Raw genomic sequence first — 13624 nt, 5'->3', positions numbered from 1 at the left:
TCAGGACTCCGGGGCGCCGACGGCGCGCAGGCAGAAGGTGATCAGGGCTTGGCTGACGCGGGTCAGCTCCAGGGTCGGCAGGCCGGCGGCGCGGGCGGCACGGGCCGGTGGCGAGAGCGGGCCGACCAGGGCTTCGGCGATGGCGCCGACCAGGCAGGCGGCGCTGAGGCCGAGCTGCGCCACGCGGAACTCGCCGCAGCGCACGCCCTCGGCGAGCAGCTCGATGAACAGCTCGGCATAGGCCTCGCGGAACAGCAGGCGCTGCTCGTCGACTTCCGGCTCGACCGGTTCGGCGATCAGGGCGAAGGCCAGGCGCCGGCTGTGCCAGGCGCGGGCGGCGAACTGTTCGAGGCCGGCGGCCAGGCGCTGGGTCGGCGTGCCGGGGCCGCGGAGGATCTCGCCGAGCACCTCGACCTCGATGCGGCAGGCCTTGCTGAAGACTTCCGCGGCCAGTTCGCCCTTGCCGCTGAAGTGGCGGTACAGGCTGCCAGTGGCCACCCCGGCATCGGCAGCCAGGGCCTGCATGGTCAATGCAGCGAAGCCGCCTTCGCTGACCCGCGCCAGGGCGCAGGCGAGGATGCGCTCGCGCATTGCCTGGTCACGGTCGAGGCGGGCCGCGGTCACTCGATAGCTCATGAGCTGAATCCTTGTTCATGAATCCAGCTCAGTGAATCACGATTCAGATCTTGAGAGAAGGCGGCACTTCAGCCAAAAATGCGCCGAAAAATCCTACTGCGCGCGACTCAGGCGACCGGCGGCGCATCTACCTGCGCCCGGCACAGCACCCAGTCGTGCAGCAGGCTCTGCAGCTCGACGAACTTCACCGGCTTGGCCAGGTAGTCGCTCATGCCGGCGGCCAGGCAGCGCTCGCGGTCGCCGCTGTGGCTGTGGGCGGTGATCGCCAGCACCGGCAGCTCGGCGCAGCCCGGCAGGGCACGCAACGCGCGGCAGGTGGCGAAGCCGTCCATCACCGGCATCTGGCAGTCGAGCAGCACCGCGTCGACCGCCTCGCTGCGCAGGTACTCCAGCGCCTCGGCGCCGTTGTCGGCGGTGCGCACGCGGTAGCCGAGCTTGAGCAGCATGCCGCGGGTGACCAGCTGGTTGATCGCATTGTCCTCGACCACCAGCACCCGGCACTGTTCCGGACGGCGCAGGGGCTGGCCGCCGCCCGGCCGGCGCGTGGCGACCTGTTCGTGACTCTGCACCGGCAGGCTGAGCTGCAGGTTCAGCTCGAAGACGCTGCCCTGGCCCGGCAGCGAGCGGTGCTGCAGGCTGCCGCCGAGCAACTCGACCAGCTTGCGGCAGATCGCCAGGCCGATGCCCAGCCCGCCGTACTGGCGGGTCATCGAGCCGTCCAGCTGGAGGAAGCGCTGGTACAGGTTGCCCTCGGCCGGCGTGGTGAAGCCGATGCCGCTGTCGACCACCTCGATGCGCAGCGGCATGCTCGCCGCCAGCGGCCCGGCCGCGGTGACGCGCAGGGTCACGCCGCCCTGGTGGGTGAACTTGATCGCGTTGTCGAGCAGGTAGCCGAGGCTCTGCGCCAGCTTGCCGGCATCGCCCTCGAGGGTGTCGGGCAGGCTGTCGTCGAGCTCGACGAGGAAAGCCAGGCCCTTCTCCGTGGCGCGCGGCGAATACTGCGCACGCAGGCCGTCGAGCAGGCCGCGCAGGCTGAACGGTTCGCGCCGCGGGTAGAGCTTGCCGGCCTGCAGCTCGGTGAGGGCGAGGATGTCGCCCACCATGCGCATCATGTCGCGCGCCGAGCTGGCGGCGGTCTTCTGGTACTGCTCCAGCTCCACGTCCAGCTTGAGGGTCTGCATCAGTTCCAGCGAGCCGATCACCCCGTTCATCGGCGTGCGCAGTTCGTGGGTCACGGTGGCGAGGAACTCGTCCTTCAGCCGGTTGCTGGTGGCCAGCTCGCGGTTGAGGACTTCCAGCTCGCGGCCGGACCCTTGGAGGATGCGCGCGCGCTCCTCCTTCATCGCATTGATGCGGTCGGCCAGGGCCAGGGACAGCAGGCCGACCTCCAGCGCCGAGCCGATCTGGCTGGCATACATGGTGAGGAACAGGTTGGGCAGGTAGCCCAGCACCATCAGGGTGTTGACCAGGCCGCCGAGCAGGAAGGCGCTCCAGGCGAAGATGAAGTAGCGCGCCACGCGCATGCCGCGCACCCAGGCGAGGATCGCGGCGCTGAAGATCACCACGGTGAAGCCCAGCGCCAGGTAGGTCGCCATGCGCAGCGCCAGGGCGTAGCTGGCGGTGAGCGCCAGGGTCATGACCAGGGCGCCGCAGGCCATCATCAGCAGCAGGGCGCGGTCGACCCAGGGGCTGTGCTCGGCGGTATGCAGGAAGCTGCGGGCGAACTGGCAGCCGAACAGCGCCGCCGAGCCGATCAGGAACGGCGTGGCGGCGTTCGCCCACCAGGGATTGTTCGGCCAGAAGTACTCGATACCGGCGCCGTTGACCGAGACCTGGTAGAGGCCGAAGGAACCGATATAGAAGATGTAATAGAGGTAGCTGGTATCCCTGACGCTCAAGAAGATGAACAGGTTGTAGATCAGCATCACCAGCAGCACGCCGTAGATGATGCCGAGCACGTAGATGCGCTTGGGCTGTTCTTCCAGGTAGGCCTGCGGCGACCACAGGGTCAGCGGCGCCTGCATCGAGCCCTGGCTTTCCAGACGCAGGTAGAGGCGCTGGGTCTGCCCCGGCGGCAGATCGAGGGCGAACAGGTAGTTGTTCTGCTTGATCTGCCGGCTGGCGAACGGCAGGGCGTCACCGGTGCGCTGAGCCAGGCGATAGCCGGCGGCGCCATCGGGCACGTAGAGATCCAGGTGATCCAGCGGCGGGTAGGCCAGCTCCAGGTACCAGGGCTGCGCCTTGCCGGGCTGGCGCGGCCGGTACTGCAGGTCGAGGCGCAACCAGAACACCGAGCGCGAGTAGCCGGCATTCAGCACCGCCTGCCGGTGCTGGCGGAAGCTGCCCTGCAGGGCCGGCGAGCTGATCTCGGCGATGCTGGCGTCGCCGCGCACATCCTCGAACACGTGCATCACCGCACCGAGCGGCAGGCGCCGGGTGTCTTCGTCGAACTCGACAGCACCGGCCAAGGCCGGCAGCAGGCATAGGAGCCAGAGGAAAATGCAGCGCATGCCGCTCCGCCAGAGCCCGCGACGACGCCCAGGCCAGCCGGCCCGCAGGCGCCTCCCAGGCACGCAATGATTGAGTGTGGCGCACTCTAGCAGCCCGCATACATAACTGAGAAGTCAGGTTGCAAGCGCGGCAGTCGCTCGTGCGCCGCCGGGTCGATGCCACGGGGCGGGAGCACGGGTTTGGTGGTAAGCTCGCGCGCCATGAACAGACATAACTCCCGCCCCGTCGTCCTCTGTCTGTCCGGCCATGACCCCAGTGGTGGTGCCGGCCTGCAGGCGGACATCGAAGCCCTGCTCGCCCAGGGCTGTCACGCCGCTCCCGCCGTCACCGCGCTGACCGTGCAGGACACGGTCAACGTCAGCGACTTCCGCGTACTCGACCGCGAATGGGTGCTGGCCCAGGCCCACGCGATCATCGCCGACCTGCCGGTAGCCGCAGTCAAGCTGGGCATGCTCGGCTCGGTGCAGATGGTCGACACCGTGGTCGAGATCATGCAGCGGCTGCCCTGCATCCCGCTGGTCTGCGACCCGGTGCTGCGCGCCGGCGGTGGCGGCTCGCTGGGCAAGGACGACGTCGGCTACGCCATGCGCGAGCGCCTGCTGCCGGTCGCCGCCATCGCCACGCCGAACCTGCCGGAAGCGCGCATCCTCGCCGAACTGCCGGACGGCTCCGCCGACCAGTGCGCCGAGAAGCTGCTGCCGTTCTGCCAGTACCTGCTGATCACCGGCGGCCATGGCGACGAAACGGAAATCCACAACCGCCTGTACGGCCGCGACGGCAGCCGCCACGACTTCACCTGCGCGCGCCTGCCGGGCAGCTACCACGGTTCCGGCTGCACCCTGGCCAGCACCCTGGCCGGGCGCCTGGCCCTCGGCGAGGAAGTGATCAGCGCCGTGCGCTCGGCCCTCGACTACACCTGGCGCACCCTGCGCGACGCCGAGCAGCCGGGCCACGGCCAGTTCGTGCCGCGCCGCCTGCCGCTGGACTTCTCCCTGTGAGTAGCCGTTCGTGAGCACGCCGCTTCGCGGGCTGTATGCCATCACCGACAGCCAGCTGCTGGCCGATGGCCGCCTGCTGCCCTATGTCGAGGCGGCCCTGAAGGGCGGCGCCCGCCTGCTGCAGTACCGCGACAAGTCCGCCGATGCCGCCCGCCGTCTGCGCGAGGCCGAGGCCCTGCGCGAGCTGTGCCTGCGCTACGGCGCCGGGCTGATCATCAATGACGATGCCGAGCTGGCCGCGCGCCTGGGCGTCGGCCTGCACTTGGGCCAGGGCGACGGCTCGCTGGCCGCCGCCCGCGCCCTGCTCGGGCGCCGGGCGATCATCGGCGCCACCTGCCACGCCCAGCTGGAGCTGGCCGCCACCGCCAGTCGCGAAGGCGCCAGCTACCTGGCCTTCGGCCGTTTCTTCAACTCCAACACCAAGCCTGGTGCACCCGCCGCCACCCCCGAGCTGCTGACCCAGGCCCGCGCGCACTTCAATGTGCCGCTGGTGGCCATCGGCGGCATCACCCTGGATAACGCCGGCGGTCTGATCCGCGCCGGCGCCGACCTGCTGGCCGTGGTCCACGCCCTGTTTTCCGCCCCCTCTGCCGCCGAGGTGGAGAGGCGCGCGCGCGCGTTCAGCGTGCTGTTCCCGTCCTCCTGATTCGAGAGAGCCCTGTCATGTCCCGTTCCGAAACCCTGTTCGCCAACGCCCAGAAGCACATCCCCGGCGGCGTCAACTCGCCGGTGCGCGCCTTCAAGAGCGTCGGCGGCACCCCGCTGTTCTTCAAGCATGCCGAAGGCGCCTACGTCACCGACGAGGATGACAAGCGCTACGTCGACTACGTCGGCTCCTGGGGCCCGATGATCCTCGGCCACAGCCACCCGCAAGTGCTCGACGCGGTACGCCAGCAGCTGCAGCACGGCCTGTCCTACGGCGCGCCGACCGCCATGGAAACCGAGATGGCCGACCTGGTGTGCAGCATCGTGCCGTCGATGGAGATGGTGCGCATGGTCAGCTCCGGCACCGAGGCGACCATGAGCGCCATCCGCCTGGCCCGCGGCTACACCGGCCGCGACGCGATCATCAAGTTCGAAGGCTGCTACCACGGCCACTCCGACAGCCTGCTGGTGAAGGCCGGCTCCGGCCTTCTGACCCAGGGCGTGCCGAGTTCGGCGGGCGTGCCGGCGGATTTTGCCAAGCACACCCTGACTCTGCCGTTCAACGACCTGGCCGCCGTCGAGCAGTGCCTGGCCGAAGTCGGCTCGACCGTCGCCTGCATCATCGTCGAGCCGGTGGCCGGCAATATGAACTGCGTGCCGCCGGCCCCGGGCTTCCTCCAGGGCCTGCGCGAGCAGTGCGACAAGCATGGCGTGGTGCTGATCTTCGACGAAGTGATGACCGGCTTCCGCGTCGCCCTCGGCGGCGCCCAGGCGCACTACGGCGTGACCCCGGACCTGTCGACCTTCGGCAAGATCGTCGGCGGCGGCATGCCGGTCGGCTGCTTCGGCGGCAAGCGCGCGATCATGGGCTGCATCGCCCCGCTGGGCCCGGTCTACCAGGCCGGCACCCTGTCAGGCAACCCGCTGGCCATGGCCGCCGGCCTGACCACCCTCAAGCTGATCAGCCGTCCGGGCTTCCACCAGGAACTCAGCGACTACACCAGCCGCATGCTGCAAGGCCTGCAGGATCGCGCCGATGCCGCCGGCATCCCCTTCGTTACCACCCAGGCGGGTGGCATGTTCGGCCTGTACTTCAGCGGCGCAGACGACATCGTCACCTTCGACGACGTGATGGCCAGCGATGCCGAACGCTTCAAGCGCTTCTTCCACCTGATGCTGGAAGGCGGCGTGTACCTGGCCCCGAGCGCCTTCGAGGCCGGCTTCACCTCGATCGCCCACGGCGAAACCGAGCTGCAACTGACCCTGGACGCCGCCGAGCGCGCCTTCGCCGCACTCAAGTGACGGCCGGCGGCGGGGCAATCCCGCCGCCTTTACCGGCACAAATGCCCGCAAAGACTTTGTAACGGCGCACCGGCTTATCACATAATGTGACGGCCGGCGCGTTCCGCCGGCCGGGCTTGGAGCCCGTCGGTTTCGCGAGGCACTGTAATTCCCATGAAATGCACCGGCCGCGCCCTGATCCTGGGCTGCCTGTTGCTTGCCCCTTCCCTGCCGGCCCATGCGGAAGGCGACGCCTTGCTGATCCCCGCGCTCGGCCGCTGCTCGCTGAACACCGCCCCGGAAGATCTACCGCAAGCCCTCGCCGCCTGCCAGCAGGCCGCCCAGCAGGGCGACGCGGCCGCACAGTACGAACTGGGCGAATTCCATTACGACGGCACGCGCGCGCCGCGCGACCTGGCGCAGGCCCTGCACTGGTTCGAGCAGGCCTCGCTGCAAGGCAATGCCCAGGCCCAGTTGCGCCTGGGCAGCATGTTCTTCCGCGGCGAAGGCGTCCCGGCCAACAACGTGCAGGCCTATATCGTGCTGAAGATGGCCGCGATCAACGGTTCGGACGAGGCCATGGACAGCGCCGACCAGGTCGCCGCGCAGATGAACCGCGAAGAGCTGCAACTGGCCAGCCAGGTCCTCGGGCAGATCTTCCGCAACTACCTGCTGGAACTGCAGTCCATCGACACCGCACCGGCCTTCACGCCGAGCCAGCCCGACCAGTGACCCTGCCCGGCGGCGCCTGACACCGCCTTACTTGTCCGGCATCGGCATGGGGAAGGGCATCACGTTGCCGCTGCCCTTGGCCTCGCTGATCTTGGGCGTGCCCAGGCGCTCGACCTCGTCGATGCGGATGATCGCGTGCATCGGCACGAAGCTGCGCACCACGCCGTCGAACTGCGCCTTGAGTTTTTCCTCGCTGGGGTCGACCACCACCTGGGTGCGCTCGCCGAAGACGAACTCCTCGACCTCCAGGAAGCCCCACAGATCGCTTTGATAGATCTGCTTGGCGTACATCTCGTACACCTGGCCCTGGTTGAGGAAAATCACCTTGTAGATAGGTTCACGCTTGCTCATGGACGACGGGGAAACACCGGGAATAAAAGGGGGTGCAAAGCATAGCATAGCCACCGGACAGGCAAGCCTAGGAAGCACGCCGTGCGCGCCCTATAATGCGCGGTTCAATCGAACCACCCGCGACGAAGACCCCATGGCCAAGAAGCTCTATATCGAAACCCACGGTTGCCAGATGAACGAGTACGACAGCTCGCGCATGGTCGATCTGCTGGGCGAACACCAGGCCCTGGAAGTCACGGAGAATCCGGCGGAAGCCGACGTGATCCTCCTCAATACCTGCTCGATCCGCGAAAAAGCCCAGGACCGGGTATTTTCCCAGCTGGGCCGCTGGCGCGAGCTGAAACTGGAAAACCCCAACCTGGTGATCGGCGTCGGCGGCTGCGTGGCCAGCCAGGAAGGCGCCGCCATCCGCGACCGCGCGCCCTATGTCGACGTGGTGTTCGGCCCGCAGACCCTGCACCGCCTGCCGGAAATGATCGACGCCGCGCGCTCAACCAAGACCGCCCAGGTCGACATCAGCTTCCCCGAGATCGAGAAATTCGACCGCCTGCCCGAGCCGCGCATCGACGGCCCCAGCGCCTTCGTCTCGATCATGGAAGGCTGCAGCAAGTACTGCACCTTCTGCGTGGTGCCCTACACCCGCGGCGAGGAAGTCAGCCGCCCGCTGGACGACGTGCTGGCCGAGATCATCCACCTCGCCGAGCACGGCGTGCGTGAAGTCACCCTGCTCGGGCAGAACGTCAACGGCTACCGCGGCCCGACCCGCGACGGCAGCATCGCCGATTTCGCCGAACTGCTCTACCTGGTCGCCGCCATCGACGGCATCGACCGTATCCGCTACACCACCAGCCACCCGCTGGAGTTCTCCGACGCGCTGATCCAGGCCCACGCGGAGATCCCGGAACTGGTCAAACACCTGCACCTGCCGGTGCAGTCCGGCTCCGACCGCATCCTGGCGGCGATGAAGCGCAACCACACGGCGCTGGAATACAAGTCGCGCATCCGCAAGCTCAAGGCGGCGGTTCCGGACATCTTGATCAGCTCGGACTTCATCGTCGGCTTTCCGGGGGAAACGGAAAAAGACTTCGAGCAGACCATGAAGCTGATCGAGGAGGTCGGCTTCGACTTCTCCTACTCCTTCGTCTACAGCTCGCGCCCCGGCACCCCGGCCGCCGACCTGCCCGACGACACCCCGGAAGAGGTCAAGAAACAGCGCCTGGCCCTGCTCCAGCACCGCCTCAGCCAGCAGGGCTTCGAGAACAGCCGACGGATGGTCGGCAGCGTGCAGCGCATCCTGGTCAGCGACTACTCGAAGAAGGACCCGGGCATGCTCCAGGGCCGCACCGAGAGCAACCGCGTGGTCAACTTCCGCAGCGCCAACCCGGGCCTGATCGGCCAGTTCGTCGACGTGCATATCGACGACGCCCTGCCCCACTCCCTGCGCGGCAGCCTGCTCGACTAATGGCTACTCTTTCTCCGCGCCCCCATGCTTTCACCCTGGGGCGCGCGGGGTTATCCTTCGATCATCATCCCAGCCGACTGGCGGCCAAAAAACCACTTTGAACGCGCCCATAGAACCGCATCGTTTCACCCTCGAACCCTTCGAAGCACGCCGCTTCGCCAATCTCTGCGGGCAATTCGACGAGCACCTGCGCTTGATCGAACAACGCCTGGCCATTGAAATCCGCAACCGCGGCAATCAATTCGAGCTGATCGGCGAACCGCACCACACCCACTCTGCAGAAAACCTGCTGCGCCGCCTGTACCGGGAAACCAAGGGTACCGAGCTGTCGCCGGATCTGGTGCACCTGTTCCTGCAGGAGTCGGGGATCGAGGAACTCAACAGCGACCCACGCAGCACCGGCGGCGTCACCCTGCGCACCAAGAAAGGCGTGATCAAGCCGCGCGGCGCCAACCAGCAGCGCTACGTGAAGTCGATTCTGGACAACGACATCAACTTCGGCGTCGGCCCGGCCGGCACCGGCAAGACCTACCTGGCGGTGGCCTGCGCGGTCGACGCGCTGGAGCGCGAACAGGTGCGACGCATCCTGCTGGTGCGCCCGGCGGTCGAGGCCGGCGAGAAGCTCGGTTTCCTCCCCGGCGACCTGGCGCAGAAGATCGACCCCTACCTGCGCCCGCTGTACGACGCGCTCTACGAGATGCTCGGCTTCGAACAGGTGGCCAAGCTGATCGAGAAGCAGGTGATCGAGATCGCCCCGCTGGCTTACATGCGCGGGCGCACCCTTAACAACAGCTTCATCATTCTCGACGAGAGTCAGAACACCACCCTCGAGCAGATGAAGATGTTCCTCACCCGCATCGGCTTCGGTTCGACGGCCGTCATTACCGGCGATATCACCCAGGTCGACCTGCCGCGCGGCACCAAGTCTGGCCTGACCCACGTGATCGAAGTACTGCGCGACGTGCCCGGCATCACCTTCACCCACTTCAAGCCCAAGGACGTGGTGCGCCACCCGCTGGTGCAGCGCATCGTCGAAGCCTACGAGCGCTTCGAGGAGCGTCAGCCGAGCAAGATCGAGCACCGGGACAGCCAGCGCGATGCTTGAACTCGACCTGCAGAATGCCTCGGCCGCCAGCCAACTGCCGAGCGAGGCGCAATTTCGCCGCTGGTGCGAACTGGCCCTGCGCCAGCGCACGGCCGACTCCGAGCTGACCATTCGCCTGGTTGACGAAGCCGAAGGCCGCGAGCTGAACCACAGCTTCCGGCACAAGGACTACGCCACCAACGTGCTGTCCTTCCCCGCCGATGTGCCGGATGGGCTGCTGGACATCCCACTGCTCGGCGACCTGGTGATCTGCGTGCCGGTGGTCGAGCGCGAAGCCTCCGAACAAGGCAAAACCAGCGAGGCGCACTGGGCCCACCTGGTGATCCACGGCTGCCTGCACCTGCTCGGCTACGACCACCTCGAAGACGAGGAAGCCGAGGAGATGGAAGCCCTGGAACGGCAATTGCTGGCCGAACTGGGCCACCCCGACCCGTACGCCGCCGACGAATAACTGCCAACACCCTAATAACTGCCCAACGAAGAAGGCCCTGAGACACACACCATGAGCGAAGACCGATCGAGCAACGAGCAGAAGTCCTGGCTGAACAAGCTGACCCAGGCTTTTGCTCATGAGCCGAGAAACCGCCAGGAGCTGCTGGAAGTGCTGCGTGACGCACACCAGAACAAGCTGCTCGACAGCGAAGCGCTGGCCATTGTCGAGGGCGCCATCCAGGTCGCCGACCTGCAGGTGCGCGACATCATGGTGCCGCGCTCGCAGATGGTCAGCATCAAGGCCTGCCAGACGCCGCAGGAATTCCTCCCGGCGATCATCGACTCGGCCCACTCGCGCTACCCGGTGATCGGCGAAAGCATCGACGAGGTGATCGGCATCCTGCTGGCCAAGGACCTGCTGCCGCTGATCCTGCAGGACGGCAGCAAGCCGTTCAACATCAAGGACCTGCTGCGCCCGGCCACCTTCGTGCCGGAGTCCAAGCGCCTCAACGTGCTGCTGCGCGAGTTCCGCGCCAACCACAACCACATGGCCGTGGTCATCGACGAATACGGCGGCGTGGCCGGACTGGTGACCATCGAGGACGTGCTGGAGCAGATCGTCGGCGAGATCGAGGACGAGCATGACGTCGAGGAAGACAGCTACATCAAGCCGCTGCCGTCCGGCGACTTCCTGGTCAAGGCGCTGACGCCGATCGAGAACTTCAACGAAGCCTTCGACACCGGCTTCCCCGACGACGAGTTCGACACCGTCGGCGGCCTGGTGATGAGCGCCTTCGGCCACCTGCCCAAGCGCAACGAAATCACCGAGATCGGCGAATACCGCTTCCGTGTGCTCAACGCCGACAGCCGCCGCATCCACCTGCTGCGCCTGACCCCACTGGAGCGTTAAGCGCTTCGCCCCGCAGCCCGGGCGCAATCCGGGCTGCGCACTGGCAAAAGCGGCCCCGGCCGCGACAACACTGCCCGCCACGACCAGGCATCGCCACCCAGAACCGCTCGACTTCCAGCCTCCCCGCCCATCCAGTACCCTTGCCCGCCTGATTTCCCCTGATCAAGGACGCATGATGCGCTGGATCACCCAACCCGGCTGGCCGGGCAACCTGCTGGCCATCGCCGCCGGCGCCCTCACCACCCTGGCGCTCGCCCCCTTCGATATCTGGCCGCTGGCCATCGTCTCGATCGCCCTGTTCTACCTCGGCCTGCGCGACCTCAAGCCGCGCCAGGCACTGCTGCGCGGCTGGAGCTATGGCTTCGGCCTGTTCCTCAGCGGCACCAGCTGGGTCTACGTCAGCATCCACGACTATGGCGCCGCCTCGCCGCCACTGGCCGCAGCGCTGACCCTGGGCTTCGTCGGCGGCCTCGGCCTGCTATTCGCCCTCAGCGGCTGGCTGTGGGCGCGCTGGCTGCGCCGCAACGAGGTGCCACTGGCCGACGCCCTGGCCTTCGCCGCCTTGTGGCTGGCCCAGGAAGCGTTCCGCAGCTGGTTCCTCACCGGCTTTCCCTGGCTGTATGCCGGCTACAGCCAGCTGCACGGCCCGCTGGCCAGCCTGGCGCCGATCGGCGGCCTGTGGCTGCTGTCCCTGAGCCTGGCCCTGAGCGCCGCGCTACTGGTCAACCTGCCGCGCCTGCGCGGCAGCAAGGCGCAGCTGGCCACGGCCCTGGCCCTGCTGCTGGCACCGTGGCTGACCAGCCTGGCCCTGCAGGGGCACAACTGGACCCAGGCCAAGGGCGCGCCGCTGAAAGTCGCGGTGATGCAGGGCAATGTCGAGCAGAACCTCAAGTGGGACCCGGCCCAGCTGCGCGTCCAACTGGAGCTGTACCGCGACCTGACCCTGGGCAGCCAGCCGGCCGACCTGATCATCTGGCCGGAAACCGCCGTGCCGGTGCTCAAGGAGTTCGCCGAAGGCTACCTGCAGTTCATGGGCCGCGTCGCCCAGGAGCGCCAGGCCGCGCTGATCACCGGCGTGCCGATCCGCCAGGCCAACGAGCAGGGCGAGAAGCGCTACTACAACGGCATCACCGTGGTCGGCGACGGCCAGGGCACCTACCTCAAGCAGAAGCTGGTGCCGTTCGGCGAGTACGTGCCGCTGCAGGACGTGCTGCGCGGGCTGATCGCCTTCTTCGACCTGCCGATGTCCGACTTCGCCCGCGGCCCGGCCGACCAGGCGCTGCTGCAAGCCAAGGGCCTGCAGATCGCGCCGTTCATCTGCTACGAGGTGGTCTACCCGGAATTCGCCGCCGGCCTGGCCGCGCGCAGCGACCTGCTGCTGACCATCAGCAACGACACCTGGTTCGGCACCTCCATCGGCCCCCTGCAACACCTGCAGATGGCACAGATGCGCGCACTGGAGGCCGGGCGCTGGATGATCCGCGCCACCAACAATGGCGTCACCGCGCTGATCGACCCGCAGGGGCGCATCACCGCGCAGATCCCGCAGTTCCAGAAGGCCGTGCTGTATGGCGAAGTACAGGCCATGCAGGGCCTGACGCCCTATCTGGTCTGGCGCGCCTGGCCGCTGGCCGGGGTGTGCCTGGCCCTGCTCGGCTGGGCCCTGTGGGCACGGCGGCGCGAGCCAAACGACCAGGCCATGAGCCCGGCTCAACTGTAGATTGCGGTTGAGCGCAGCGAAGCCCAACACCCCGCACGTTGGGCTTCGGGGCTGCGCCCCTCAACCCAACCTACCGATACAGCAGCGGATAGACCGCCAGCCCCAGCGCCTCGTTGAGCAGCCGGGTGCTCTGCCACAGCGCCTTGCCTTCCGGCAGCCAGCCGCCCAGCGGCCGCGCATTGGCCACGCCGAGAAAGCCCAGCGGCGCCGCCACCACCTGCAGCCCGGCCCGCTCGAAACACCAGCGCGAACGCGGCATGTGCGCCGCCTGGGTCACCAGCGCCACCCGCCGGATACCCTGCTCGCGCAACAACTCCGCCGTGTATTGGGCATTCTCCCAAGTGGTGCGGCTGCGCTCCTCGCGCCAGCGGGTCGCCACGCCGAAATCACGCTGCAGCACCTCGGCCATCAACCCGGCTTCGCTGGGCGGCTCGCCATAATGCAGGCCGCCACTGATCAATACGGGCAATCCGGAGGCGCGATGCAGGCGCGCGGCATAGCGCAAGCGCTCCAGCGCCGTGGCGCTGGGCTGGTCGCTGCCCCAGGCCGGATCGGCCTCCTCGCGCCCGGAGCCGAGCACGACTATCACCTCGGCCCGCTGCGCCAGTGCCACCCACTGCGCCTCGGCCAGGGCCGGCTCACGCTCCAGGGCGCGCGCGGCGTACTCGACCACCACCGGCAGGCTCATCATCCACAGACCGCCGACGCCCAGCACCAGCAGCACCACAGCCAGACGCGGGCGGGCCGCCGCGCACAGCCAGGCCAGCACGATCAGCAGCAACAGGCCGCCAGGGGGAAGAAGCAATTGCTTGAGAATAAAGCGCAGTTCCATGGGCACCTC

13 protein-coding genes are annotated in these 13624 nt (G+C 67.7%); 9 read left to right on the top strand and 4 right to left on the bottom strand.

The features are described 5' to 3' along the window. On the bottom strand, positions 1 to 636 hold the full coding sequence (locus GV001_RS04635) for a TetR/AcrR family transcriptional regulator (protein ID WP_160078476.1): 636 nt from the start codon (positions 634 to 636) through the stop codon (positions 1 to 3). Positions 637 to 743: 107 nt separating this feature from the next. Then, on the bottom strand, positions 744 to 3146 hold the full coding sequence (locus tag GV001_RS04630) for a hybrid sensor histidine kinase/response regulator (protein ID WP_160078475.1): 2403 nt from the start codon (positions 3144 to 3146) through the stop codon (positions 744 to 746). Positions 3147 to 3347: 201 nt separating this feature from the next. On the opposite strand from GV001_RS04630, the gene GV001_RS04625 reads away from it, so the two are divergent. From GV001_RS04625 to GV001_RS04610, 4 genes are all read left to right on the top strand, one after another. Further along, the gene (locus tag GV001_RS04625; RefSeq protein ID WP_160078474.1) at positions 3348 to 4145 is read left to right on the top strand and encodes a hydroxymethylpyrimidine/phosphomethylpyrimidine kinase; all 798 of its coding nucleotides are present in this window, start codon (positions 3348 to 3350) and stop codon (positions 4143 to 4145) included. A 10-nt stretch (positions 4146 to 4155) separates the two neighbouring features. Further along, positions 4156 to 4791, top strand: a complete 636-nt coding sequence (thiE, locus tag GV001_RS04620) for a thiamine phosphate synthase (RefSeq protein ID WP_160078473.1) — start codon at positions 4156 to 4158, stop codon at positions 4789 to 4791. Positions 4792 to 4808: 17 nt separating this feature from the next. Then, on the top strand, positions 4809 to 6092 hold the full coding sequence (gene hemL / locus GV001_RS04615) for a glutamate-1-semialdehyde 2,1-aminomutase (protein ID WP_160078472.1): 1284 nt from the start codon (positions 4809 to 4811) through the stop codon (positions 6090 to 6092). Positions 6093 to 6245: 153 nt separating this feature from the next. Continuing rightward, complete coding sequence (locus GV001_RS04610; RefSeq protein WP_160078471.1) at positions 6246 to 6803, top strand: tetratricopeptide repeat protein; 558 nt, start codon at positions 6246 to 6248, stop codon at positions 6801 to 6803. 27 nt (positions 6804 to 6830) lie between these two features. Here the strand turns inward: GV001_RS04610 and GV001_RS04605 are convergent, their stop codons facing one another. Next, on the bottom strand, positions 6831 to 7154 hold the full coding sequence (locus GV001_RS04605; protein ID WP_160078470.1) for a DUF1820 family protein: 324 nt from the start codon (positions 7152 to 7154) through the stop codon (positions 6831 to 6833). A 133-nt stretch (positions 7155 to 7287) separates the two neighbouring features. Between GV001_RS04605 and miaB the strand changes: the two genes are divergently transcribed. From miaB to lnt, 5 genes are all read left to right on the top strand, one after another. After that, positions 7288 to 8616, top strand: a complete 1329-nt coding sequence (gene miaB / locus GV001_RS04600) for a tRNA (N6-isopentenyl adenosine(37)-C2)-methylthiotransferase MiaB (RefSeq protein WP_160078469.1) — start codon at positions 7288 to 7290, stop codon at positions 8614 to 8616. 97 nt (positions 8617 to 8713) lie between these two features. After that, on the top strand, positions 8714 to 9721 hold the full coding sequence (locus tag GV001_RS04595) for a PhoH family protein (RefSeq protein WP_160078468.1): 1008 nt from the start codon (positions 8714 to 8716) through the stop codon (positions 9719 to 9721). Beyond that, the gene (ybeY, locus tag GV001_RS04590; protein WP_160078467.1) at positions 9714 to 10172 is read left to right on the top strand and encodes an rRNA maturation RNase YbeY; all 459 of its coding nucleotides are present in this window, start codon (positions 9714 to 9716) and stop codon (positions 10170 to 10172) included. The genes GV001_RS04595 and ybeY overlap by 8 nt, the downstream gene beginning before the upstream one ends. 51 nt (positions 10173 to 10223) lie before the next feature. After that, entirely contained in the window at positions 10224 to 11063 is an 840-nt protein-coding gene (locus GV001_RS04585) for an HlyC/CorC family transporter (RefSeq protein WP_160078466.1), read from the top strand. Between the two features lie 175 nt (positions 11064 to 11238). Continuing rightward, positions 11239 to 12783, top strand: coding sequence for an apolipoprotein N-acyltransferase (gene lnt / locus GV001_RS04580; protein WP_160083174.1), 1545 nt, complete (start codon positions 11239 to 11241; stop codon positions 12781 to 12783). 70 nt (positions 12784 to 12853) lie between these two features. On the opposite strand, the gene GV001_RS04575 is transcribed toward lnt, so the two are convergent. Next, a complete protein-coding gene (locus GV001_RS04575) occupies positions 12854 to 13615 on the bottom strand; it encodes a YdcF family protein (protein WP_160078465.1) in 762 nt (253 codons plus the stop codon). Positions 13616 to 13624 lie beyond the last annotated feature (9 nt).

The sequence above is a fragment of the Pseudomonas sp. 8AS genome, assembly GCF_902506505.1.
In the GTDB taxonomy this organism is placed as follows: domain Bacteria; phylum Pseudomonadota; class Gammaproteobacteria; order Pseudomonadales; family Pseudomonadaceae; genus Aquipseudomonas.
This window is presented reverse-complemented; position numbering and strand designations above follow the sequence as displayed.

What these genes read in the sequence shown, in the direction of transcription:
- GV001_RS04605 (WP_160078470.1), bottom strand. Translation starts at nt 7,154, where the DNA reads ATGAGCAAGCGTGAACCTATCTACAAGGTGATTTTCCTCAACCAGGGC.
- GV001_RS04585 (WP_160078466.1), top strand. Translation starts at nt 10,224, where the DNA reads ATGAGCGAAGACCGATCGAGCAACGAGCAGAAGTCCTGGCTGAACAAG.
- hemL (WP_160078472.1), top strand. Translation starts at nt 4,809, where the DNA reads ATGTCCCGTTCCGAAACCCTGTTCGCCAACGCCCAGAAGCACATCCCC.
- ybeY (WP_160078467.1), top strand. Translation starts at nt 9,714, where the DNA reads ATGCTTGAACTCGACCTGCAGAATGCCTCGGCCGCCAGCCAACTGCCG.
- GV001_RS04635 (WP_160078476.1), bottom strand. Translation starts at nt 636, where the DNA reads ATGAGCTATCGAGTGACCGCGGCCCGCCTCGACCGTGACCAGGCAATG.
- GV001_RS04575 (WP_160078465.1), bottom strand. Translation starts at nt 13,615, where the DNA reads ATGGAACTGCGCTTTATTCTCAAGCAATTGCTTCTTCCCCCTGGCGGC.
- GV001_RS04625 (WP_160078474.1), top strand. Translation starts at nt 3,348, where the DNA reads ATGAACAGACATAACTCCCGCCCCGTCGTCCTCTGTCTGTCCGGCCAT.
- lnt (WP_160083174.1), top strand. Translation starts at nt 11,239, where the DNA reads ATGCGCTGGATCACCCAACCCGGCTGGCCGGGCAACCTGCTGGCCATC.
- miaB (WP_160078469.1), top strand. Translation starts at nt 7,288, where the DNA reads ATGGCCAAGAAGCTCTATATCGAAACCCACGGTTGCCAGATGAACGAG.
- GV001_RS04630 (WP_160078475.1), bottom strand. Translation starts at nt 3,146, where the DNA reads ATGCGCTGCATTTTCCTCTGGCTCCTATGCCTGCTGCCGGCCTTGGCC.
- GV001_RS04610 (WP_160078471.1), top strand. Translation starts at nt 6,246, where the DNA reads ATGAAATGCACCGGCCGCGCCCTGATCCTGGGCTGCCTGTTGCTTGCC.